16 protein-coding genes are annotated in these 24,172 nt (G+C 34.0%); 11 read left to right on the top strand and 5 right to left on the bottom strand.

The genetic code is table 11. The annotated features are described in order from the left end of the window. Nucleotides 1-17: 17 nt before the first annotated feature. Nucleotides 18-632, bottom strand: coding sequence for a TetR/AcrR family transcriptional regulator (locus tag AC3E9W_RS08380; RefSeq protein ID WP_488768017.1), 615 nt, complete (start codon nucleotides 630-632; stop codon nucleotides 18-20). A gap of 160 nt (nucleotides 633-792) precedes the next feature. Continuing rightward, the gene (locus AC3E9W_RS08375) at nucleotides 793-1,773 is read right to left on the bottom strand and encodes a YheT family hydrolase (protein ID WP_306160413.1); all 981 of its coding nucleotides are present in this window, start codon (nucleotides 1,771-1,773) and stop codon (nucleotides 793-795) included. A gap of 308 nt (nucleotides 1,774-2,081) precedes the next feature. Between AC3E9W_RS08375 and AC3E9W_RS08370 the strand changes: the two genes are divergently transcribed. Then, nucleotides 2,082-3,452 (top strand): sensor histidine kinase, encoded by a 1,371-nt coding sequence (locus AC3E9W_RS08370; protein ID WP_488768016.1) that lies wholly within the window; start codon nucleotides 2,082-2,084, stop codon nucleotides 3,450-3,452. Between the two features lie 268 nt (nucleotides 3,453-3,720). Here the strand turns inward: AC3E9W_RS08370 and AC3E9W_RS08365 are convergent, their stop codons facing one another. Both AC3E9W_RS08365 and AC3E9W_RS08360 read right to left on the bottom strand, forming a co-directional pair. After that, nucleotides 3,721-4,410 carry an SIMPL domain-containing protein gene (locus AC3E9W_RS08365; protein WP_488768015.1) on the bottom strand — a complete coding sequence of 230 codons (690 nt, stop codon included), beginning with the start codon at nucleotides 4,408-4,410 and terminating at the stop codon, nucleotides 3,721-3,723. Nucleotides 4,411-4,461: 51 nt separating this feature from the next. Continuing rightward, nucleotides 4,462-5,100 (bottom strand): rhomboid family intramembrane serine protease, encoded by a 639-nt coding sequence (locus AC3E9W_RS08360; protein ID WP_488768014.1) that lies wholly within the window; start codon nucleotides 5,098-5,100, stop codon nucleotides 4,462-4,464. 112 nt (nucleotides 5,101-5,212) lie between these two features. Here AC3E9W_RS08360 and AC3E9W_RS08355 point away from each other — a divergent pair, with 112 nt between their 5' ends. Continuing rightward, nucleotides 5,213-6,085: a lysophospholipid acyltransferase family protein gene (locus AC3E9W_RS08355; RefSeq protein WP_456894143.1), complete on the top strand. Its 873-nt coding sequence runs from the start codon at nucleotides 5,213-5,215 to the stop codon at nucleotides 6,083-6,085. A 161-nt stretch (nucleotides 6,086-6,246) separates the two neighbouring features. On the opposite strand, the gene glmM is transcribed toward AC3E9W_RS08355, so the two are convergent. Next, nucleotides 6,247-7,635, bottom strand: a complete 1,389-nt coding sequence (gene glmM / locus AC3E9W_RS08350) for a phosphoglucosamine mutase (RefSeq protein ID WP_456894141.1) — start codon at nucleotides 7,633-7,635, stop codon at nucleotides 6,247-6,249. Between the two features lie 257 nt (nucleotides 7,636-7,892). Here glmM and AC3E9W_RS08345 point away from each other — a divergent pair, with 257 nt between their 5' ends. The 9 genes from AC3E9W_RS08345 (at nucleotide 7,893) to AC3E9W_RS08305 (ending at nucleotide 23,821) form a co-directional block, all read left to right on the top strand. Beyond that, nucleotides 7,893-8,477, top strand: coding sequence for an acyl carrier protein phosphodiesterase (locus AC3E9W_RS08345; protein WP_456894139.1), 585 nt, complete (start codon nucleotides 7,893-7,895; stop codon nucleotides 8,475-8,477). A 24-nt stretch (nucleotides 8,478-8,501) separates the two neighbouring features. Continuing rightward, complete coding sequence (gene ggt / locus AC3E9W_RS08340) at nucleotides 8,502-10,190, top strand: gamma-glutamyltransferase (RefSeq protein WP_488768013.1); 1,689 nt, start codon at nucleotides 8,502-8,504, stop codon at nucleotides 10,188-10,190. 72 nt (nucleotides 10,191-10,262) lie between these two features. Next, nucleotides 10,263-12,047, top strand: coding sequence for a chloride channel protein (locus tag AC3E9W_RS08335; RefSeq protein ID WP_306160428.1), 1,785 nt, complete (start codon nucleotides 10,263-10,265; stop codon nucleotides 12,045-12,047). A gap of 60 nt (nucleotides 12,048-12,107) precedes the next feature. Further along, entirely contained in the window at nucleotides 12,108-13,061 is a 954-nt protein-coding gene (locus AC3E9W_RS08330) for a Fic family protein (RefSeq protein ID WP_488768012.1), read from the top strand. Between the two features lie 100 nt (nucleotides 13,062-13,161). Continuing rightward, nucleotides 13,162-15,993, top strand: coding sequence for an excinuclease ABC subunit UvrA (uvrA, locus tag AC3E9W_RS08325; RefSeq protein WP_488768011.1), 2,832 nt, complete (start codon nucleotides 13,162-13,164; stop codon nucleotides 15,991-15,993). A gap of 11 nt (nucleotides 15,994-16,004) precedes the next feature. Further along, nucleotides 16,005-17,078: a hypothetical protein gene (locus AC3E9W_RS08320; RefSeq protein ID WP_488768010.1), complete on the top strand. Its 1,074-nt coding sequence runs from the start codon at nucleotides 16,005-16,007 to the stop codon at nucleotides 17,076-17,078. A 364-nt stretch (nucleotides 17,079-17,442) separates the two neighbouring features. Next, nucleotides 17,443-18,171 (top strand): LOG family protein, encoded by a 729-nt coding sequence (locus AC3E9W_RS08315; RefSeq protein WP_306160434.1) that lies wholly within the window; start codon nucleotides 17,443-17,445, stop codon nucleotides 18,169-18,171. A gap of 299 nt (nucleotides 18,172-18,470) precedes the next feature. Next, complete coding sequence (locus tag AC3E9W_RS08310; protein ID WP_488768009.1) at nucleotides 18,471-21,218, top strand: gluzincin family metallopeptidase; 2,748 nt, start codon at nucleotides 18,471-18,473, stop codon at nucleotides 21,216-21,218. Nucleotides 21,219-21,409: 191 nt separating this feature from the next. Continuing rightward, the gene (locus AC3E9W_RS08305; RefSeq protein WP_488768069.1) at nucleotides 21,410-23,821 is read left to right on the top strand and encodes an alpha-ketoacid dehydrogenase subunit alpha/beta; all 2,412 of its coding nucleotides are present in this window, start codon (nucleotides 21,410-21,412) and stop codon (nucleotides 23,819-23,821) included. Nucleotides 23,822-24,172 lie beyond the last annotated feature (351 nt).

Here is a 24,172-nt window from a genome sequence, read left to right as displayed (position 1 = left end):
ATTAACTCTAGTTAGTATTAGACAGCAAACATCATATTAATCCATATTGGGATTTTTTTCTTACGCTCTTGCATTAAATCATGAAATTGAGAAGCTTCTAAATTTCTGCTTCCCATAATGATCGGTTTTGCAATGAACGGAAATACAATCAATCCCATAAGATTCATTATAAAATGCAGCGGATTGGGTTCTGCTATTTTCTTATTTTGAACGGCTTGTTGAAATTGTTTGATAAAAACAGAGTCAAGCACGATTTCTTTAATGGGCAGTTTTTTCAAAAGACCTTCTGGATTATTTCGAACTTCGGTTAGGATAAAAATCGGAATTTCTGGTTCGGTACCAATAAAATCGATATATCGTTCTGCAATAATGGCTACTTTTTGTTCTAAAGAAGTTTTTTCATCATCAAAAATTATTTTCATGCTGCCGATAAAGCCCGATAAGGTTTCGGTCATTATAATTTCAAAAAGTTTTGCTTTGCTTCTAAAATAATAGTTCAGCAAAGCCAAATTCAAACCTGCTTCTTCTGCAATATCTCTAGTTCTGGTTGCGGAAAAACCCTTTTTATAAAAAACCGTTTTGGCTGCCGTTTTTATTTTTTCTTCAGTCGTAGCATCTTTACTTTCAGACATTTAAAATCTATTTTAATCATTTACCTACAAATGTAAATCATTTTTTAATACGTTAAACATATTTTTTAATCAAATGATTAAAAATTTTGATTAACTCGAGAGTGTAAAAAATTTCAAGGTCTATTTTTAACCTCAAATAACTTTTTAAAACGAAATGAAATTAATGGATCAAAGTATGATCTGACTTGAAAGATTCGAAAAACTCAAAAGCTCTTTTCTCGGCATAAGAATACGTTGAATTGCGAAGCGGAAAGGCGCAATGCCCACCATATTTTGGAGTTTCTAAATATACAAATGCACTGTTTTCTGCAATCGATCTTGGGTAACATCTTTCGCCCAAAAAAGGATCGTCGAGCGAATTGATGATTAAAACTGGTGTTGTAATATCTTTTAACGAAAACTCTGGAGAAACGCGATGGTAATAATCGTCTTTACTGGCAAAACCATGCAACGGCGCTGTAAAATACTGATCAACTTCATCAAAAGAAGTAATTTTGTCAATCTGATCGCGGTTAATGAAATCTGGAAATTGCGCTGCTTTGTATTTCAGCTTTTTCTTGATGTCAATGGTAAAATTCTTTAGATAAACTCTGTTAAAACCTTGCTTCAGCACTTCTGCACTGGTCGCGATATGAGTTGGCACAGAAATAGAAACCGCAGCTTTTATTCGTTCATCAATTTTTGTCCAGCCTAGATAATTGAGCAACTGAACGCCTCCCATAGAATATCCGATAAGATAAATATCCTCCGCTCCTTTTTGAAGAACAAACTGAACTACTTCATCCAAATCGTCAACAGCGCCATGATGATACAATCTTGGCAGGCGGTTCATTTCTCCTCCGCAAGTTCGATTGTTCCAAGCAAAAACCGAAAAACCTTTCTGCTGAAAATAGGCCGCGCAACTATTGTTGTACGTTCTTCGCGAATCGCCTTCTAAACCGTGGCATAAAATAACGGCTTTCTTCGGATCGTTTATAATGTAATCGATGTTGATAAAATCACCGTCACTTAACTCATGCTTTTCTCTTTTATATTCAGGAACTTCAAACCTTTTAATCAAGGCAGCATAAATTGTAGAAACATGCCTGTTGCGATGAATAATAGAAGGAGAATTATATTCTGATTGTTCAATTAGTGGCATAACAGAAGTTTTTGTGGTACTTATATACAAATCTAAGAAATCATTTAATATGTAATTTAATTCTTTCTTTCTATTTTTTATAATTTATGAAAGAATTTAGAATCAAAATGTATTCAAAATATAACAGATTAATTTAAACCTTAAACTGCAGTTAATTTATAAAAACAGTATAAATGCTTCAGCCCATTTCAAAGAAAACAAATTGTTAAATATGCTAGAATCTCGCGCTCGTCCCGCCAACTCTGGCTTGAATGTTTACTTTATTCGTATATTTGTAAAATAGATTTTTAAAAAGCAAAATCCTGTAAATGTTCGAACTCTTACCAGTAGATCCAAAAACTATATTTCTACTTTACTTTTGGGGCAATTTATTTACCTGCATTCTTATTTTCAGTTTTTCTTTTTCGTATGCCACTAGCGATAACAGAAAAACGTTAAGATGGTTTGGCTTGGGTAAATTGATACTTACTGTCGCATGGATTATGGCGCTTATGCGAGGCCTTATTCCAGATTTTGTTTCTATCAATATTTCAAATTCTATGATTTTCGGCGCTTGCTGTTTTGAGACAATCGCAATGCTTTCCTTAATTAAATCGCATGCAAAAAGGCATTATCGATTTCAAATAGCCGTTACTGCAGTGGCAATACTAATTTTTAATATTGCAACGCTTTTTGACGCATCGATGAATACACGCGTCATAATTGGCGGAATTGGCATATTTGCCATTTATTTATTGCCCACGATAGCTTATTTTACAGAAAAGCAAAAAAGCTTTTTCAAAACTTTTTATGTTTTGTGTTATATGGGTTTTGAAATTTTAATTGCCATACGAACAGTTCACCGCTATTTATATCCTCAAGATCTTATTATTTCAAAAGACACTTTCGACAGTTTGTACAGCATTTGTTTGTTTCTGTTGACTTTAATCGGAATTGTGGGCTTTTTACTTTTGGTGAAAGAAAAGCAGGATCACAAAATTAAAAAGCTTTTAAACGATAAAAACCAGTTTTTTTCTATCATTTCTCACGACTTGCGAGGGCCGTTAGGATCGTCTGTTTCTCTTTCTGAAATTTTGCTCGAAAATATCGACCAATACAGCAGAGAAGAAATTAAAGAAATATCAGAAATGCTGCATGACTCGAATAAAAACATTTACAAATTGCTTGAAAATCTCTTAGACTGGTCGAGAGTGCAAACGGGAATGATTACTTTCAATCCGAAAAAAACACTTTTGAATGCTTTAATTGAGGAAAATATTGAATTGAGCAGAAATGTAGCTTTAAACAAAAACATCAACATCTCATTTGAATCAGCTTATCTTATAGAAGCAGAAATTGATAAAAATATGATCAGCACCGTTTTGCGTAATCTGCTCAGTAATGCCATTAAATTTACAGACAAAAACGGCGATATTAAAGTAAAGCTCACCAAAACCAATCAGAAAGTCGAAATCTCAATTAAAGATAACGGAATCGGAGTTCCTGATTATATTAAAGAAAAACTTTTCAAAATTAACGGAAAGGTGCTGCAAAAAGGAACAGAAAACGAATTAGGAAGCGGACTTGGACTTCTGCTTTGCAAAGAGTTCATCAATATTCACGAAGGGGAAATTTGGGTAGAAAGTGAAGAAGGAAAAGGAAGTATTTTTAGGTTTACGCTTCCGATGAAAATTATTTAAATCCCAATAAAAAAATTCCAAATTCCAATCTGAAATATTAAATTCCAATAAAGAAATTCCAAATTCCAAATTCCAATCTGAAATCTAAAATTCAACTGTCAGGCTGAGCGGAGTCGAAGCTCACGTACTGTAAGACACACAGTAATGATTTAGCATGAAATCCTTCGACTTCGCTCAGGAAGACAAACTGTGTGGATTTTAAACAAAAAAAAATCCAAACTCCAGTTTTAATTGGAATTTGGATTTTTAATATTGGAATTTAAAACGTTTAGTCTAATACAAAACTAACGCTAACATTTGCTGTAATTTCGATTTCGCCAATTGCTAATGTTTCGTTTGAAGCTCCCATTGAATCTGCTTCTTTCATTCTCATTGCAGCATACATTGGCTGTGGGTGGTAAACCTGAGAATTATCAGAGATTGTAAAAGCTTTACCTACTTTTTGTCCTAAAACAGACACATATTCTTCTGCTTTTGTTTTAGCATCTTTCATCGCTAATTTTCTAGCTTCAGACTGGTATTGCGTTAATTTAGATGATTCGAAAGAAACTCTGTCAATTCGGTTAATACCTTGCTGAACCAAACCTTCCATTAACTCATCGTATTTAGCTAAATCTTTCACTACGATTTCTACTGTTTGCGTAGCATTATAAGAAGTTTTCTTTTTCTCATAATCGTACTGCGGATTAAGAGCTACTTGTTTTGTTTTGAAATCTGCTGTTGGAATATTCATTTTTTTGATGAATTTTAAAACAGCGTCCATCTTTTCGTCGTTTTGTTTTTTAACGTCTTTAGCATTATTCCCTTTTGTTTCAACAGAAGCTGAAATACAAACCTGATCAGGTGCTACTTTTACTTTTCCCTCTCCATTAACATTAATTAGAGGTACTTGTTTGATTTCTTGGCCGTAAGACATAGTCATAAACATGATTGTTAAAAATAATACTAGTTTTTTCATTTTTGTTACATTTTAATATTTGAAGAAAGCATTCCAAAAGTTATGCCAGCATTACAATTTTCCCAATTTTGCCATTCCAAAAAGTATCAAAATCGGAATCGCCAAAAGCACAACCATCAATGTATGGTCTGTAAGCAAGGTTGGCACTTTAATCAAAGTAATCAAATAACCGCCTATAGCACCTCCAAAGTGCGCTGTATGCCCAATATTGTCATTTTTAGCCTTCATTCCGTAAATTGAGTATAATAAATATAAAATTCCGAAAAGATAAGCCGGCATCGGAATGACAAAAAAGATTCCGAGCATCATGTCGGGCTGCAATAGTATTGCCGAATACAAAACTCCAGTTACAGCGCCAGAAGCTCCGACAGCTCTATAACTATAATCGTTTTTATGAAATAACATGGTCAAAAGGCTTCCGAAGATTAAACTTCCAAAATAAACCAGAATAAAAGAAAAGTTGCCAAGCCAGCCTAAAACTACGGGAGCGAAAAAATACAATGTCAGCATATTAAAAATTAAATGCATCATATCTACATGCAAAAAACCCGAAGACAGCATTCTGATTTGCTCTCCCGAACGAATGCTTCCTACATGAAATTCGTATTTTCTAAAAAAATAAAGATCGTTAAAACCTTTGTAACTAATAACAATGTTCGCAATGATAATCGCTATTAAAATAATATTCATAAGTACTAATTATTGTGAATTGTAAATATAATCATTCTTAAAGATAAGTTAGCAAGAAAGCAAAATATCAATAGCTAATCATTTTTAATTTATCTTTGTAAAAAAAATTTACATGCAGTTTCTTGTCTATATTTTAGCCTATCCTTTGCTTTGGCTTATCTCTATACTTCCTTTTCCCGTATTTTACCTTTTCTCAGATTTTGTCTATTTTCTGGTTTACAGAGTTATCGGATATCGTAAAAAGGTAGTTCGTGAGAATCTGGCACTTGCTTTACCACATTTAAGCGATGCCGAAAGAAAAGACGTAGAAAAGAAATTCTACAAACACATGTGCGATATGTTTTTGGAAATGGTAAAAACAATGAGCATATCTCCTGAAGAAATGGATAGAAGATTTCATGTTACCAACATTGATCTTGTGCTTGATTATGCTAAAAAAGGAAAAAGTGTAATTCTTGTCGCTTCGCATTATGCAAGTTACGAGTGGCTTTTAACGATTAATCCTAAACTTGGATTTCAGGGCGTTGCGGTTTATAAAAAACTAGCGAATCCTTATTTTGATAAATTGGTTCGAAAAATCCGTTCTAAATACAATACCGAAATGATCGAAACCAGAAAAGCAATTCCGACCATGGCTCAAAATCAGCGAAATGGGGTTTTAAGCATGTACGGTTTAGCAAGTGATCAATCTCCAAAATTGGATCGAATTTTTCATTCGATGAAATTCATGGGAGTTGAAGTTCCTGTTCATACAGGAGCAGAAATGCTGGCAAAAAAATATGATCTGGCCGTGATTATGGTAAAAGTAAAAAAAGTAAAAAGAGGTTTTTATGAAGCAACTTTTCTTTCTCTTGCTGATAATCCGAAAGAATTTAAAGACTTTGAAATTACAGAAATGTATCTAAAGGAAGTCGAAAAACAAATTCTTGAACAACCCGAATTTTATTTATGGACGCACAAAAGATGGAAACACCGCGTTAAATAAATTTATTTTTAACACATAGTCTATGTGCATCATTCAAAGTGAAACGCCTTTAATAAGTTCCAAAAAGCTATGCTTCTATGTGTTAAGAATAATACAATCAAATAGAAAAAGCCTCTTTAGAAATTTTCCAAAGAGGCTTTTTTATTTCAAAACTGAAAATCTTAGATTCCAGCAATTACTTTAATTTCATCAATAATGCGAAGTGCCAATTGATCTGCAGCTTCCTGAGAAGGCGCTTCTGTATAAATACGGATAATTGGTTCTGTGTTTGATTTTCTTAAGTGAACCCATTCTGTAGCAAAATCAATTTTTACACCGTCAATTGTAGAAATATCTTCGTTTTTATATTTTTCTGTCATTTGAGTTAAAATCGCATCAACATCAATTTGTGGTGTCAATTCAATTTTGTTTTTGCTCATGTAATATTCTGGATAAGAAGCTCTCAAAGCAGAAACGGACATTTTTTTGTTTGCCAAATGCGTTAAGAACAAGGCCACTCCAACCAAACTGTCACGTCCGTAATGCAATTCAGGATAGATAATTCCACCGTTTCCTTCACCGCCAATTACAGCATTATTTTTCTTCATTAATTCTACAACATTTACTTCACCTACAGCACTTGCTTCGTAGCTTCCGCCATGCGTATTTGTCACATCACGTAAAGCACGAGAAGAAGACATATTAGAAACTGTATTTCCTGGAGTTTTGCTTAAAACGTAATCTGCAACCGCTACCAAAGTATATTCTTCACCAAACATTTCTCCGTCTTCGCTAATAAAAGCCAAACGGTCAACATCTGGATCTACTACAATACCGAAGTCAGCTTTTTCTTTTACAACAAGCTCAGAAATATCCGTTAAATGTTCTTTTAATGGTTCTGGATTATGAGGAAAATGTCCGTTTGGTTCGCAGTACAATTCTACTACTTCAACGCCCATTAATTTTAATATTTTAGGAATAATAATTCCTCCAGAAGAGTTAACTCCGTCAACAACCACTTTAAATTTAGCTGCTTTTACCGCTTCGATATCAACCAATGGAAGGTTTAAAACTTCATCGATATGAATATCCATATAAGCGTCATTCGAAATCACTTCTCCTAAGCTATCCACATCAGAAAAGTCGAAAGCTTCTGCTTCTGCAATTTCAAGGATTTTTGCTCCGTCAGCTCCGCTTAAAAATTCTCCTTTTGCATTTAATAATTTTAATGCATTCCATTGTTTTGGATTATGAGAAGCTGTTAAGATAATTCCACCATCTGCTTTTTCTAACGGAACAGCCACTTCAACAGTTGGCGTTGTAGAAAGTCCAAGATCAATAACATCGATTCCTAAACCAATTAAAGTATTTACAACTAAATTATGAATCATTGGTCCAGAAATTCTAGCATCACGGCCAATTACAACTGTCAATTTATCTTTAGCAATATTATTTTTTAAGAAAGTTCCGTACGCCGACGCAAATTTCACTGCATCAACAGGAGTTAGATTATCTCCCACTTTTCCTCCGATCGTCCCACGGATTCCAGAAATAGATTTTATTAAAGTCATTTTTGTGAGTTATGGTTATTTTTTTACAAATATAGAAAAGTTGCCGAGATTCTTAGATGCTAAGTTTTAATAAAAAAGGTTCTAAGAGTCTTAGCTGCTAAGCTTCTAAGCCTCTCACAACCTTAGCAGCGCAGTAGCTTAGTAGCTTAGCAACTTTGAATTTATATAACAAAACCATTTAAAAAAGTTTTATTACATTTACAATAATAAGCTTCGTTTCTTAGTACCTCAGAACCTTAGCAGCTTAAAAATAAAACATGAATTTCTTAGCCCACATATACCTTTCTGGAGAAAATGATCTAATTAAAATCGGGAATTTTATGGCTGACGGAATTCGCGGCAAGCACTTCGAACATTTTCCCGAAGATGTTCAAAAAGGAATTTTACTGCATCGATTCATAGATACCTATACCGATTCTCACGATATTTTTAGAAAAAGCACCAAACGCCTTCACGATCGCTACCATCATTATGCGGGGGTTATTGTAGATATTGTTTACGATCATTTTCTTGCAAAAAATTGGACTCAATATTCTGATGAAAAATTAGAGCTTTTTGTGAAACGTTTTTACCATTCGCTGCATGATAATTACGATATTCTTACCGAAAAAACACAGGGTTTAATGCCGTATATGATTGAACGAAACTGGCTTTTAAGTTATCGAACTACTGACGGAATTCACAATATTCTGACTCAAATGGACAGAAGGTCTAAAAATATTTCTCAAATGCAATATGCTGTTGAAGAGCTTATTGAATTTTATGATGAATTTGAAGAAGAATTTACACTTTTCTTTGAAGAAATGAGAGAACAGGCCAAAGGAAAACTGCTTTCTCTTTAAGCCCGTATTTAAAATTTATTGCCCATGAAAAAAATTACATTTTTAATAGCACTTTTATATCTAAACAGCAGTCATGCACAAGAAACCGCTTCAAAACCAACGGGATTAGTGGTCACAAAAGCGATGGTGGTTTCTGCCCGCGAAGAAGCATCAAAAATTGGTTCTGATATTATGAAAAGAGGCGGAAACGCTTTTGATGCCATGGTCGGAACAGAATTAGCTCTTGCAGTTGCTTTCCCTTTTGCGGGAAACATTGGTGGCGGCGGTTTTATGGTATATCGAAAAGCAAATGGCGAAGTCGGTTCTTTGGATTATCGCGAAAAAGCGCCCCTTGCAGCCACAAAAGATATGTTTTTGGACAGCGAAGGAAATGTAATAAAAGGAAAAAGCACCCAAACAGCTCTTGCCACTGGTGTTCCTGGAACAATTGCAGGCGTTTTTGCTGTACACAAAAAATATGGCACAATGCCGATTTCTAAAATTCTTGAGCCTGTAATTGCTTTAGCAGAAAGAGGCGTTGTCGTTACCCAAAAACAAGAGAAAAGTTTAAAAGATTATCATGAAAGCATTGTGAAAATTAATGGTGAAGATTCTCCCGCATCAAAAGCTTATAAAGAAAATGATACTATAAAATATCCTGCACTAGCGAAAACTTTAAGAAGGATTCAGAAAAAAGGAAGAAACGAATTCTATAAAGGCGAAACTGCAAAAATCTTAGTTGATTATCTTAAAGAAAACGGCGGCATTATTACGCTACAAGATTTATCAAAATATGAAGCCAAGTGGAGAAAACCGCTTCAGTTTACTTATAAAGATTTAAAAATTACTTCTATGGCGCCTCCAAGCAGTGGCGGAATTTGTCTGGCTCAGATTTTAAAAATGCTTGAGCCGTATGATTTAGCCAAAATGGGACATAATTCGGCAGATGCCATTCAGATTATTGTAGAAGCAGAAAGAAGAGCTTATGCCGACAGAAGTTATTTTTTAGGCGATCCAGATTTTGTTAAAATTCCGGTCAAAGAATTATTGGATGAAAATTATTTGCGTGAAAGAATGGCGAATTTTAATCCTGAAAAAGCCACTTTATCTACCGAAATAAAAGAAGGAAAAGTCAATTATGCCGAAAGTACAGAAACGACGCATTATTCTATTGTAGACCAATTTGGAAATGCTATTGCGGCTACGACAACCTTAAATGACGGATACGGTTCTAAATATTACTGCGACGAACTAGGTTTCTTTTTAAATAATGAAATGGATGATTTTAGTGCTAAACCCGGATCTCCAAATATGTTTGGTTTAGTTGGAAATGAAGCCAACAGTATTGCGCCCCAAAAGCGAATGTTAAGTTCTATGACGCCTACAATTGTAGAAAAAGACGGAAAACTGTTTATGGTTGTCGGGACACCAGGCGGTTCTACCATTATTACTTCTGTTTTGCAGACTATTTTCAATGTTTACGAATATAAATTAAGCATGCAGGAAGCGGTTAACGCACCGCGTTTTCATCATCAGTGGCTACCCGATTTAATTACTTTTGAACCCAATACTTTCGAAACTAAAACCATAGACAGCCTTAAAGCTAAAAGTTATATCATCAACGAAAAACCAACTCCAATTATCGGAAAAGTAGATGCTATTTTGGTTTTACCAGATAAAAAATTAGAAGCAGGAGCCGATTTTAGAGGAGATGATACTGCAGTTGGATTTTAATCGTTTATCGTTTTTATTTTTATTATCTAAGATTATACCCTAATTTTGTAAAACAGATAATTTTAAGACATAATGATAAGAAAATATTTCAGAAGACTAGAAAGTATAATTGCTTTGGCGCAATCGTTAATGACTCCGAAACAGTTTCTTTTTTTATCTAGTGTTTTAACCGGAATATCGTGTGCCTTTGCCGTAATTGTTCTTAAAGCATTCGCGCACAGCGTTTTTTCTTTTGCCACATACATTAACGGAATCCTGAAATTAAGTTTCATTAATAGTATCCTACCTATTATTGGTATTTTGCTAACGGTTTTAGTGGTAAAAAAAGTCCTTAACGGTACCATTCAAAAAGGAACGTCACAAATTCTTTATGCGGTTGCAAAAAAAGCAAGTATTATCCCGAAAAAGCAGATGTACGCGCAGATTGTGACGAGTTCCTTGACTGTTGGTTTAGGAGGTTCGGCAGGTTTGGAGAGTCCGATTGTGATAACGGGAGCTGCTTTTGGTTCCAATTTTGCACAAAATTATAAGCTTCAATATAAAGACAGAACTTTATTAATTGGCTGTGGAGTTGCTGCCGGAATCGCAGCAGCATTTAACGCTCCAATTGCAGGAGTTCTTTTTGCTATTGAGGTTTTACTCGTAGATGTGAGTATTTCTGCCTTTACTCCTATTATGATTTCTGCCGCAACAGGTGCTTTGGTTTCTGCTATTGTCTTAGACGAAAGCATTTTATTAAGTTTCAAAAAGCAAGAAACTTTCGATTTTCATAATATTCCTTTCTACGTTCTTTTGGGAGTTCTTACTGGATTGGCCGCGATTTATTATTCGAGAAACTTCCAGAAAGTCGAACATTATTTTGCCAAACAGCAGATTAATCCATACAAAAAGGCTTTAATTGGTTCTTCACTTTTAGCGTTGCTGATCTTTATTTTCCCAACCTTATTTGGTGAAGGTTATGAGAGCATTAGAACACTTTCTGAGGCAGATCCTGGAAAAATATTAGATAACACCTTATTTGCCGATTTTAGAAACAATCAATGGGTTTTGCTTTTATTTGTAGGAGCTACTATGATGGTTAAGGTTTTTGCTTCTGGATTAACCATTGGAAGCGGCGGAAACGGAGGTAACTTTGCTCCTTCTCTATTCTTGGGTTCTTATCTGGGCTATTTCTTTTCTAAATTAGTTACGTTAGTGGGTTTATCTAAACTTCCAATTTCCAATTTCACAATGGTCGGAATGGCTGGAATTCTAAGCGGTTTATTTCATGCTCCGCTTACGGCTATTTTCTTAATTGCTGAAATTACTGGAGGTTACGGATTAATGATTCCGCTTATGATTGTTTCTTCCATCAGTTTTGCTATTTCTAAACGTTACGAAAAGTATTCGCTTGACGTAAAAGGATTAGTTAAAAAAGGACATGCTTTTACCAGCAATAAAGATTCTAATATTCTATCGACTTTAGATATTGATACTATCATTCAATGCGATTATTTAACTGTTCATCCAGATGAAAATTTAAGCAAATTAGTCGATCTTATTTCACATTCTAATCAGGTGGTTTTTGCTGTTGTCAATAACGATAAAGATCTTGTAGGAGTGGTTCATTTTAATGACATTCGAGAAATTATATTCAACTCTTACCGCGTAAAATACACCTCTATTAAAGATGTTATGAAATCACCATTAGCAACAATTTCTACACTTGATAGCATGGAAATCGTAATGCGTAAGTTTGAAACTTCAAAATCGGCGTTTCTTCCTGTTTTAAGAGATGGAAAATATTATGGCTTCATTTCCAAATCAATAGCGCTCGAAGCTTATAGAACAAAACTTCGTTCTATGACAATTGAATAAGCTTAATATCGGATAAGTTAAAAATTTTAATTATCCGATATTAAGACTTACCTTTGTGGCATGTGGAATATAGATTTAACATACCGCTCAGAATTTGAATCAACCTTTGAAAGATTGTATCAAAAAAGACAGGATTTGCAAAACAGCAGACCACTGCCTAACATCGCTTTGAACAAAATTCGCGAAAGCCTTTCCTTAGAATGGACTTATAATTCTAACGGTATCGAAGGAAATACCATGAGTTTAAGAGAAACCCAAATGGTTATTCAAGAAGGAATTACAATTAAAGGAAAATCACTTCGAGAACATTTTGAAGTACACAATCATTATAAAGCCATTGATTATTTATACTCGATTGTCAGCGACGATTACAAATTAAGAAGCATTGACATTCTGTCTATTCATGGTTTGGTTTTACGCTCTATTGAAGATGATTTTGCTGGAAGAATTCGAAATGGTGGCGTTAGGATTTCTGGTGCTAATTTCATGCCTCCAAACGCCAATAAAGTTTCCGACTATCTAGATGAATTGATTGATTTTATCAATACAAATCCTTTAGGTTTAAACGATATTGAACTCGCAACGATTTACCACCATAAATTAGTCTGGATTCATCCTTTTTTTGATGGAAATGGCCGAACTGTGCGTTTAAGCATGAATTTACTTTTAATGCGCTGTGGCTTTCCGCCTGCCATTATTCTTAAAAACGATCGTAAAAAATATTACGAAGCACTTAATCAGGCTAATAATGGCAATTATCAAAAACTAATTCTACTGATGTGTCAGGCTTTAGAACGCACACTCAACATTTACTTAAATTCAATGCCTGGAAGCAGTTATGATTTTCAGCCGATAGTAAATATTGTGAGCGAGCCCGAAAGCCCTTATGGCCAAGAATACATTAGTCTGCTTGCCCGAACCGGTAAAATTGATGCTTACAAAGAAGGACGAACTTGGTACACCTCTAAAGAAGCCATCGAAGAATATATGGCTACAAGAAAAAGAAAACGCTGATATTAAATCAGCGTTTTTGTTATTATTTGTAACATAAAGTTTTGCTATCGAGCACTAAAAGAACAAATCAAAGTGGTAACTTTGCGTTTTGCTCAAAATTATGCTAGATAAAGACAATACTATTGAAGTTCTTGGTGCAAGAGTTCATAATCTAAAAAATATCGATATATCTATTCCGCGTGAAAAACTGGTTGTTATTACCGGTTTATCAGGTTCTGGAAAATCATCTTTGGCATTTGATACAATTTATGCTGAAGGACAGCGCCGTTACGTAGAAACTTTCTCGGCTTATGCCAGACAATTCCTTGGCGGTTTAGAGCGTCCTGATGTTGATAAAATCGACGGACTTTCTCCCGTAATTGCAATTGAACAAAAAACGACGAGTAAGAGTCCGCGTTCTACAGTTGGAACTATTACCGAAATTTACGATTTCTTAAGGCTTTTGTACGCTCGTGGTGCAGATGCCTACAGTTATAATACAGGCGAAAAAATGGTTTCCTATTCTGATGAGCAAATTAAAGATTTGATTATTCAGGATTATAACGGAAAACGAATTAATATTCTGGCGCCTGTTATTAAAGCCAGAAAAGGGCATTACGCCGAATTGTTCCAACAGATTACCAAACAAGGTTTCTTAAAAGTTCGCGTAAACGGAGAAGTTCAGGATTTGGTTGCAGGAATGAAATTGGACCGTTACAAAACGCACGATATCGAGATTGTAGTCGACAGAATGGTGATCGAAGATAATCCTGACACTCAAAAAAGATTGGCAGAAAGCATTAATACAGCGATGCATCATGGTGAAGATGTATTAATGATTTTGGATCAAGATTCTAATGAAGTGCGTTATTTCAGTAGAAATTTAATGTGTCCATCGACAGGAATATCGTATCAGAATCCAGAACCGAATTTGTTTTCGTTTAACTCTCCAAAAGGAGCCTGCCCGCATTGCAACGGATTAGGAACGGTGCACGAAATCAACGTTAAAAAGATTATTCCGAATCCAAAATTATCTATTAAAGCTGGAGGTTTTGCGCCTCTTGGCGAATATAAATCTTCATGGATTTTCAAACAATTAGAAACCATTGGAGAAAAATTCGGATTTAAAATAACAGACGCAATCGAGAAAATTCCTGAAGAAGCTTTGACCATGATTTTGTATGGTGGAAAAGACAAATTTTCGATTAATTCAAAGGATCTTGGCGTTACTAGAGAATATAAAATTGATTTTGAAGGAATTTCAAACTTCATCAAAAATCAATACGACGAAAGTGCTACAACATCTATAAAACGATGGGCAAAAGATTTCATGGACGAAATTCCATGTCCGGTTTGCGAAGGTTCTCGTCTTAAAAAAGAAGCATTATTTTTTAGAGTGAATGGAAAAAATATCACCGAATTGTGTGATATGGATATTTCAGATTTAACAGCTTGGTTTCAAGATTTAAATAATCATTTGACTGACAAACAGCTTTTAATTGCTTCTGAAGTTGTAAAAGAAATCAAAGATCGTTTGAACTTTTTAATGAATGTTGGTTTGAATTATTTGGCTTTAAGCCGAAGTTCAAAATCGCTTTCTGGCGGTGAGGCACAGCGTATTCGTTTGGCAACACAAATTGGTTCACAACTGGTTGGAGTTTTGTATATTCTAGATGAACCGAGCATTGGTTTGCACCAAAGAGATAACGAAAAACTGATTCAGTCTCTAGAACAATTGCGCGACATCGGAAACTCTGTAATTGTTGTAGAACATGATAAAGACATGATCGAAACTGCCGATTATGTAATTGACATTGGTCCAAAAGCTGGAAAATATGGAGGTGAAATCATCAGCATTGGAACTCCAAAAGAAACTTTAGCCTCAGATACCATTACTGCTCAATATTTGAATGGTAAAATGAAATTTGACATTCCGAAAGAAAGAAGAAAAGGAAACGGTAAATTCTTGAAACTGACTGGAGCTACTGGAAACAACTTAAAAAATGTTTCAATTGAAATTCCGCTTGGGCAAATGACATGTGTTACAGGAGTTTCTGGAAGCGGGAAATCGACTTTGATTAATGAAACTCTTTACCCTATTTTAAATGCTTATTATTTTAATGGGGTTAAAAAACCACAGCCTTATAAAAAGATTGAAGGTTTAGAACATATAGACAAAGTAATTGATATTGACCAAAGTCCGATTGGAAGAACGCCACGTTCGAATCCAGCGACTTATACAGAGGTTTTTACTGAAATTAGAAACCTGTTTACAATGACTTCTGAAAGTATGATTCGCGGTTATAAAGCGGGTCGTTTTAGTTTCAACGTAAAAGGCGGAAGATGCGAAACTTGTGAAGGTTCGGGTGTAAGAACAATTGAAATGAACTTTCTTCCAGACGTTTATGTAGAATGTGAAACGTGCCAAGGAAAACGTTTCAATAGAGAAACTTTAGAAATCAGATACAAAGGAAAATCTATTTCAGATGTTTTAGATATGACGGTTGATGAAGCTGTTCCGTTCTTCGAAAATATTCCGAAAATCTACAGAAAAATCAAAACGATTCAGGATGTTGGATTAGGTTATATTACACTTGGCCAGCAAAGTACAACGCTTTCTGGCGGTGAAGCACAGCGTATTAAACTGGCAGGAGAATTATCTAAAAAAGATACTGGAAATACATTTTATATTCTAGACGAACCAACTACAGGATTACACTTCGAAGACATTCGTGTTTTAATGGAAGTAATCAATAAATTGGTCGACAAAGGAAACACGATTCTTGTAATCGAGCATAACATGGACGTAATCAAACTTGCAGATTACATTATTGATATTGGTCCTGAAGGTGGAAAAGGCGGAGGACAGCTTGTTGCTAAAGGAACACCTGAAGAAGTAGCGAAGAATAAAAAGAGTTATACGGCTAAGTTTTTGAAAAAAGAGTTAGAATAATATTTCAATCTATGAAGAAAATCTTTTTCCTTTTGTTATTTGTAAGTCACATTACATTTAGTCAGCAAATAGAAACTTTTAATGATCCTAAAAATTATTACCGAGTAGCAATCCAGAATTTTAAAATTAATCCGACAATACCTATTTTTCCAATTAACCTGGAAGATCTTAATCTAAAAAAAGGAAAACCTATCAAAAATATGAGTTGTTATTATTATAACAACGATGCAAAAACATATTACATCGAATTTACATCTGATGGCAAAATAGCGCAGACTGAGGATTTTTATCGAAACGAAAAAATCATATTTAATTATTCTAAAGAAATAATTACTAGACAGCGCTATGAAATTAGAAACGATAAATCAGAAAGATTATGTTCTATAGACAGTATTATTTATGATCACACCAATAATATAATTAGAAAATCATCAACTAACTATGATTTAAAACAAAAAATTTCTGAAATAAACATTAAGGATTATGAATATCTAGAAAAAAATAAATTAGCGAAAACATATCAATATAGTATAGTAGAAAGCACACCCTATATTGCTGGAGATTTATTTGTTTATGAGTATAAAATGAATTCAATTACAGAAAAAATTTATCATTTTGAAAACATTAATCATAATGCGAAAGAATTGAAAAAGGATTCAATTACAATTGGTTCTAATTTCAGAAAAAACATTTACTATCTAAACAAAAAAGGAGAAATTTCAAAATTTGATCACTTTTTTACAGATAATAATATTGACAAATCGACTAATCTAGAATATGACAATTTCAGTAAAATTACTTCAATTACTGCTACTCATTTTGATGAACCTGACAAGGAAACTTTTAAATTTGACATTAACAACAATCTTATTGAATTGACTTATGATGGAGCAATTCGAAAATGTAAATATGACAAAAATAATAATCTCATATCTGATATTTTAACAGATAAGGAGAGTAATCAAAATATTTTCGTTTTAAAGCAAAGCTATCAGTACGACACAAACAATAACTGGACTTCAATTGTAATTTTCAAAAATGGGGCTTTCGATACTAAAATGACTAGAATAATAAATTATTATTAAAGCCATCATCCTTTAAGACCTAATTAACTGTAATTCAAAGCTAGCCCAAAGATAAGGTCTATCTCATTACTTTCGCAATCTAATTAATTACGAATTTCTGTAACAATTCTAGAAAAAAGCGTTAATTTAGTATCCGCTTTTTCTTAAAAATTCCATGATTTAAAGAAAAAAATCTTTCAATTAAACCTGTCGTTTATTTGAAACAAACTGCCCTAGCCCTGATGGGAGCGGCATCTCCCGATTAACAAAAACTATGGCTAAAAAGCCTTGTTTTTCTAAATCGGGATTATAGCGGACAGCAGGATTAAGCTCCTTCATAAAATCCGCCAAAAACATAAATGAATAATAAATTAAAATACCTAAAATGAGATTAGAAGATTTTGATAATGACGAAGATAAAGTAATTCAGGACCGTTTGAAACAAAGAACGTGGAATGAAATTAAGACCAATGACAGCTGGGCAATTTTTAAAATTATGTCTGAGTTTGTGAATGGTTACGAAGCAATGGGACGTATTGGTCCGTGTGTTTCGATTTTTGGATCTGCAAGAACAAAACCAGATGATAAGTACTATTTATTGGCTGAAAAAATCGCTTACAAAATCAGTAAAGCGGGTTACGGTGTGATTACAGGAGGTGGTCCCGGAATTATGGAAGCTGGAAATAAAGGTGCACATTTGGGAGGTGGAACTTCGGTTGGTTTGAATATCGAGCTTCCGTTTGAGCAGCATTTTAATCCGTATATCGATCACGATAAGAACTTGAATTTTGACTATTTCTTTGTTAGAAAAGTAATGTTCGTTAAATATTCGCAAGGATTTGTGGTAATGCCAGGAGGATTTGGAACTCTAGACGAAATGTTTGAAGCGATCACTTTGATTCAGACTAAGAAAATTGGAAAATTCCCAATTATTTTAGTTGGAGTTGAATTCTGGTCTGGATTGATTGAATGGGTTAAAACTGTTTTGGTAGAAAAAATGCAAACGGTAAGTCCAGGCGATTTAGATTTGTTTAAAATCGTTGACACGGAAGATGAAGTAGTTGACGTTTTGGATAAATTCTATAAAAAATACGATTTAAGTCCGAATTTCTAAATTTTTAAACCATATAAGCAATATAAGTATAATTAAGATTTAACTCAGAAATGAGGAGTTTAATGAACTTATATTACTTATATGGTTAAATTTTACTGTAAGTATATAAAAATTGAAAGCTGTTTTTTTAAACAGCTTTTTTTATATTATTTTTACAAAAATCCGAAATCGTAATATGTCCGTAACATAATATATCTGATAATTTTTTAAGCCATTATTTGAAAGCACTTTATAAAATTATTTGTCTCTTTTTAGCTTTATCTTTTTCGATAAAACTAACCGCACAACATCAGTCTAAGATGGAAGTGGCGGTAAATCTTGAGCTAAAAACACTAAATATTAAACAAGATATTACGTATCATAATACTACGAATGATACTTTGGTTTCGATTGTTTTAAACGATTGGAACAATGCTTTTGCTGACAAAAACACGCCACTTGCCAAACGCTTTTCTGATGAATTTTACAGAGGTTTTCATTTGGCAAAAGCCGCAGACAGAGGAAAAACAACCATTATTGGTTTAACCGAAACTAATTTTTCGGCTCTGGAATGGGAAAGAAGCGCTCAAGATCCTGATTATATTATTGTTCGACTCAACCGCAAACTGCTTCCGAACGAAAAAATCGATTTGCATCTTAATTATATTGCCAAAATACCAAACGACAAATTCACTCATTTTGGTTTTGATCAAAATGGCGGTATGGCTTTAAAAAACTGGTTTATAAGTCCCGCTCGTTTTGAAAATGGTCTGTTTGTAAAATACAACAACTACAATCTGGACGATATTGCAAATGCTGTAAGCGATTACGAAGTTGAAATTAAAATTCCGAACGAATATTCTATTATGACCGACTTAAACTCGGTTTCAAAAGATATCACCAATCAAAACTATAGCGTTTACTCGTTTTCTGGAAAAAACAGAACCGATTTTAGTCTTTATATTGAAAGACAAAACGGTTTTAGAACTTATGACAATGGCTCTTTACAGGTTGAGACAAATTTAAAAAACAAAAAAATAGACGAAATTCAGAAAGCGATTATCATCAATCGTGTGGTTTCTTATGCGGAGAAATTTATTGGCAAATATCCGCACGAAAAAATAACGGTTTCTCAAGCCGATTATGACCGAAATCCGTTTTATGGCTTAAATCAGTTACCTTCATTTATTAGTCCGTTTGAGGATGACTTTATGTTTGAGATTCAATTTTTAAAGACTTTTTTAAATAATTATCTTAAAAACAGTCTTCGTTTAGATCCGAGAAAAGACAATTGGGTTTATGATGCCATTCAGATTTATTCGATGATGAAGTACATGGAAGAGCATCATCAGGATGAAAAAATGCTTGGCAAGCTTTCAGACATGAAGCTCTTTAAAAGTTACAATATCACTAATCTGACTTTTAACGAGCAATACAGCTATTATTATATGCTGATGGCGCGTAAAAATTTGGATCAGCCGCTTGGAGACCCGAAAAATACGTTAATAAAGTTTAACGAACAGATTGCCAGCAAGTACCGTGCAGGATTAAGTTTGAGTTATTTAGACGATTATCTTAATCACGATATTGTTCCGAACAGCGTAAAAGAATTTTACAATTTAAATCAAGTTGGACAGTCCAATCGTTATGATTTTGAAAAAATCTTAACTCAAAAAAGTCCAAAAGATATTGATTGGTTCTTTAAAACTATTATCGATTCGAGAGATATTATAGATTATAAATTTTCTGATGTTTCTAGAACAGCAGACAGCATTACGTTCTCTGTTAAAAATAAAACTGGGATCTACGCTCCTATTCCGATTTATGGAATCAAAAAGAAAGAAGTTGTTTTTAAAGAATGGATTGAGCCCAAAACAAAAGATTCTGTTTATACATTCAGCCGAAAAAATGCAGACAAAATTGTAATCAATTATGATAATGAAGTGCCAGAATACAATCAGAGAAATAACTGGAGATCGCTAAAACATGTTGCACTGAATCGTCCTATAAAATTCAATTTTGCTAAAGATTTAGAAGATCCAGACTATAATCAAATACTGTATCTTCCGACGTTGAATTACAATTACTATGACGGTATCACGCCTGGAATCCGTTTTAGCAATAAGACCATTTTAGACAAACCCTTTAATTTTGACATTAATCCGGCCTATTCTATAAAAGCAGGAACGCTTTCTGGTTCATCCGCTTTTTCATGGAATCAGTATTATAGAAACAGCACTTTATATAATGTTCGATATTCTATCAGCCAGAATTATTTTCACTATGCTCCAGACGCGACATATTTGAGATTAAATCCGATGGTGCAGTTTCGCATTCGCGAGAAAGATTTCAGAGACAACAGAAAACAAATGTTTTTATTCCGTCAGGTTATCGTCAACCGTGAAGCGAGCGAATATATAACAGATAATTCAACACCTAATTACTCTGTTTTCAATGCCCGTTATTCGAATACAAAAACAGAATTAATAGATCATTTTAACTTTATGACCGATTTGCAGTTTTCAAGCGGATTCGGGAAAGTTTCTGGAGAAATCGAATACAGAAGGTTATTTGAAAACAACAAAAAGTTAAATTTAAGATTATACGCTGGAACTTTCGTTTACAACACAACAAACTCCGATTATTTTAGTTTTAATTTAGACCGTCCGACAGATTATTTATTTGATTATAATTTATTTGGAAGATCGGAAAGTACTGGCTTTTTTAGCCAACAGTATGTTATTGCAGAAGGAGGATTCAAATCACAACTTGAACCATCGTATGCCAATCAATGGATGACGACTTTGAATGCGAGTTATGCGGTTTGGAACTGGGTAGAGCTTTATGGAGACATTGGTTTCTTAAAAAACAAACATCAAAACGAGTTCTTTGCTTACGACACTGGAGTGCGTTTAAACTTGGTTCCTGACTATTTTGAACTTTATTTTCCTGTTTATTCTAATAATGGATGGGAAATATCACACCCTAGATACAATGAAAAAATACGATTTATAATCACTTTCTCCCCAAGAACATTAGTTACTCTTTTTACTCGAAAATGGTTTTAATCAAATAAAAATTAAACAAAAACTTGCGAAATTATCAACAATATAAAAATTTAAGTAAAAATAACATAAATAAAATACGTAGTTTTTTGGTTTTGAATAGAAATAATTAAATTATATTTATTTCAAAGAATTATGATTATTGATTGTTTTTAAGTAATTTCGCGTCATAAACAATGACCCCCTTCAAGATGATGATAAAAGAAAAAAACAATACTACACTGACATTTGAAGATTTCAAAACTGAGGTATTGAATGACTATAGAATAGCTGTGACAAGCCGTGAATGTAGTCTTTTAGGTCGAAAAGAAGTATTAACAGGAAAGGCTAAATTTGGAATTTTTGGCGACGGAAAAGAAGTTCCGCAGCTGGCAATGGCAAAAGCTTTTAAAAACGGAGATTTCCGTTCTGGATACTATCGCGATCAGACTTTTATGATGGCTATTGGTGAATTGGATGCCAAACAGTTTTTTGCCGGTTTATATGGTCATACCGATCTAGCTTTTGATCCTATGTCAGCGGGAAGACAAATGGGCGGACACTTTGTAACGCACAGTTTAAACGAAGACGGATCTTGGAAAGATTTAACGAAACAAAAAAATTCAAGTTCAGATATATCGCCAACCGCAGGGCAAATGCCAAGATTATTAGGTTTGGCTCAAGCTTCTAAAATTTATAGAAACGTTGACGGTATCACAATTAAAGATAAATTTTCTGTTGATGGAAATGAAGTTGCTTGGGGAACTATCGGTAACGCAAGTACTTCTGAAGGTTTGTTTTTTGAAACCATAAACGCTGCAGGAGTTCTTCAGGTTCCGATGGTAATGAGCGTTTGGGATGATGAATACGGAATTTCTGTTCATGCTAAACATCAGACTACAAAAGAAAATATATCTGAAATTTTAAAAGGATATCAGCGCGATGAAGATTCTAAAGGTTACGAAATATTTAGAGTAAAAGGCTGGGATTATGCAGAATTGGTTTCGACTTATGAAAGAGCTGGAGCAATTGCACGCGAAGAACATATACCCGTTTTAATTCACGTAAACGAATTGACTCAGCCGCAAGGCCACTCTACTTCTGGTTCGCACGAACGTTACAAAAGTGCAGAAAGACTGGCTTGGGAGAGAGATTATGACTGTATTCGCCAAATGCGTTTATGGATGATCGCCATTAATATTGCCTCTCCAGAAGAATTGGCAGAACTTGACTTCCAATTAAAGAAAGAAGTTTTAGAAGCAAAAAAAGAGGCTTGGAACGCTTTTATTAATCCGATTATTGAAGATCAAAAAAATCTTTTAGAATTATTGGAGCAAATTGCTGAAGCAAGCATCAATCATAAAGAAAGAATCAAAAAATTAATTTCTGAATTAGCAGCGATTAAAGCGCCTTTAAAAAAGGAACTTTTAGTTTATGCTAGAAAGATTCTTCGTTTTATTGAAGTTCCAAACAGCAAAGTTCTTTTATCGAATTGGATTACGAAATTCTTGGGTGAAACTCAGGAAAAATTCAGCAGTAATCTGCACTCTGAATCTGCTCAAAATGTATTTTCAGTACAAAAAGTTCTTCCAGAATATGCAGAAAATGCAAAACCAGATTTGGACGGAAGAATGATTTTGCGTGATAACTTTGACGCTTTATTTGCTAAATATCCGGAAACTTTAATTTTTGGCGAAGATGTTGGAAACATCGGAGACGTAAATCAAGGCCTAGAAGGCATGCAGGAAAAATACGGAGAACTTCGTGTTGCCGATGTCGGAATTCGTGAAGCGACTATTATTGGTCAGGGAATTGGAATGGCCTTGAGAGGTTTACGCCCAATTGCTGAAATTCAGTATTTAGATTATTTATTGTACGCTATTCAGATCATGAGTGACGATTTAGCTACTTTACAATATCGAACGGTTGGAAAACAAAAAGCTCCGTTAATCATTAGAACTCGCGGACACCGTTTGGAAGGAATTTGGCATTCTGGTTCTCCAATGGGAATGATTATCAATGCGATTCGCGGAATTCATGTTTTGGTTCCAAGAGATATGACACAAGCTGCAGGTTTTTATAACACTTTGTTAGAATGTGACGAGCCTGCTTTGGTTATCGAATGTTTGAACGGATACCGCTTAAAAGAAAAAACGCCTTTGAACTTTGGTGAATTTAAAACACCAATTGGTGTTGTAGAGACTTTAAGAGAAGGTTCTGATATTACTTTAGTTTCTTACGGATCAACATTAAGATTGGTTATGCAAGCGGCTAATGAATTGGCTGAAAAAGGAATTGATTGTGAGGTTATTGACATTCAATCATTACTTCCGTTTGACGTGAGTAAAGACATTGTGAAAAGTGTTGCGAAAACAAATCGTTTATTAGTAATTGACGAGGATGTTCCTGGAGGAGCTTCGGCCTTTATTTTACAACAGATTTTAGAAGAGCAAGACGCTTACAAATATTTAGATAGCAAACCGCAGACTCTAGCTGCAAAAGCACACAGACCTGCATACGGCACTGACGGCGACTACTTCTCTAAACCTTCTGCAGAAGATATCTACGAGAAAGTTTATGCTATGATGCATGAAGTGAATCCTTCTAAGTTTCCTGCTTTGTATTAATTTTAGATTTTAGATTTTAGATTTTAGATTTTAGATTTTAGATTTTAGATTTTAGATTTTAGATTTTAGATTTTAGATTTTAGATTTTAGATTTTAGATTTTAGATTTTAGATTTTAGATTTTACGATAATAAAAAAAGCTCCTATGGAGCTTTTTTTATTTTTTACACTTACAGTTTGTCATCCCGGGGAACGAGGGATCTCCACTAGAAACTCTACAAAGATTGGAGATTTTGCATGTCGAGCTACTTGCGAAGATTTCTCCTTCGTCGAAATGACAAACTGAATGGAAATCAATATCAAAAACAATAAAAAATCCGTATAAATCAGCGTCTTCGCGAAAGCGAATCAG

This window comes from Flavobacterium sp. 38 (genome assembly GCF_057799715.1).
This window is presented reverse-complemented; position numbering and strand designations above follow the sequence as displayed.

Bases quoted from the DNA above. Each gene is read 5' to 3' on its own strand.
- AC3E9W_RS08380 (WP_488768017.1), bottom strand. From the start codon at position 632: ATGTCTGAAAGTAAAGATGCTACGACTGAAGAAAAAATAAAAACGGCA.
- AC3E9W_RS08375 (WP_306160413.1), bottom strand. From the start codon at position 1,773: ATGCCACTAATTGAACAATCAGAATATAATTCTCCTTCTATTATTCAT.
- AC3E9W_RS08370 (WP_488768016.1), top strand. From the start codon at position 2,082: ATGTTCGAACTCTTACCAGTAGATCCAAAAACTATATTTCTACTTTAC.
- AC3E9W_RS08365 (WP_488768015.1), bottom strand. From the start codon at position 4,410: ATGAAAAAACTAGTATTATTTTTAACAATCATGTTTATGACTATGTCT.
- AC3E9W_RS08360 (WP_488768014.1), bottom strand. From the start codon at position 5,100: ATGAATATTATTTTAATAGCGATTATCATTGCGAACATTGTTATTAGT.
- AC3E9W_RS08355 (WP_456894143.1), top strand. From the start codon at position 5,213: ATGCAGTTTCTTGTCTATATTTTAGCCTATCCTTTGCTTTGGCTTATC.
- glmM (WP_456894141.1), bottom strand. From the start codon at position 7,635: ATGACTTTAATAAAATCTATTTCTGGAATCCGTGGGACGATCGGAGGA.
- AC3E9W_RS08345 (WP_456894139.1), top strand. From the start codon at position 7,893: ATGAATTTCTTAGCCCACATATACCTTTCTGGAGAAAATGATCTAATT.
- ggt (WP_488768013.1), top strand. From the start codon at position 8,502: ATGAAAAAAATTACATTTTTAATAGCACTTTTATATCTAAACAGCAGT.
- AC3E9W_RS08335 (WP_306160428.1), top strand. From the start codon at position 10,263: ATGATAAGAAAATATTTCAGAAGACTAGAAAGTATAATTGCTTTGGCG.
- AC3E9W_RS08330 (WP_488768012.1), top strand. From the start codon at position 12,108: ATGTGGAATATAGATTTAACATACCGCTCAGAATTTGAATCAACCTTT.
- uvrA (WP_488768011.1), top strand. From the start codon at position 13,162: ATGCTAGATAAAGACAATACTATTGAAGTTCTTGGTGCAAGAGTTCAT.
- AC3E9W_RS08320 (WP_488768010.1), top strand. From the start codon at position 16,005: ATGAAGAAAATCTTTTTCCTTTTGTTATTTGTAAGTCACATTACATTT.
- AC3E9W_RS08315 (WP_306160434.1), top strand. From the start codon at position 17,443: ATGAGATTAGAAGATTTTGATAATGACGAAGATAAAGTAATTCAGGAC.
- AC3E9W_RS08310 (WP_488768009.1), top strand. From the start codon at position 18,471: ATGGAAGTGGCGGTAAATCTTGAGCTAAAAACACTAAATATTAAACAA.
- AC3E9W_RS08305 (WP_488768069.1), top strand. From the start codon at position 21,410: ATGATAAAAGAAAAAAACAATACTACACTGACATTTGAAGATTTCAAA.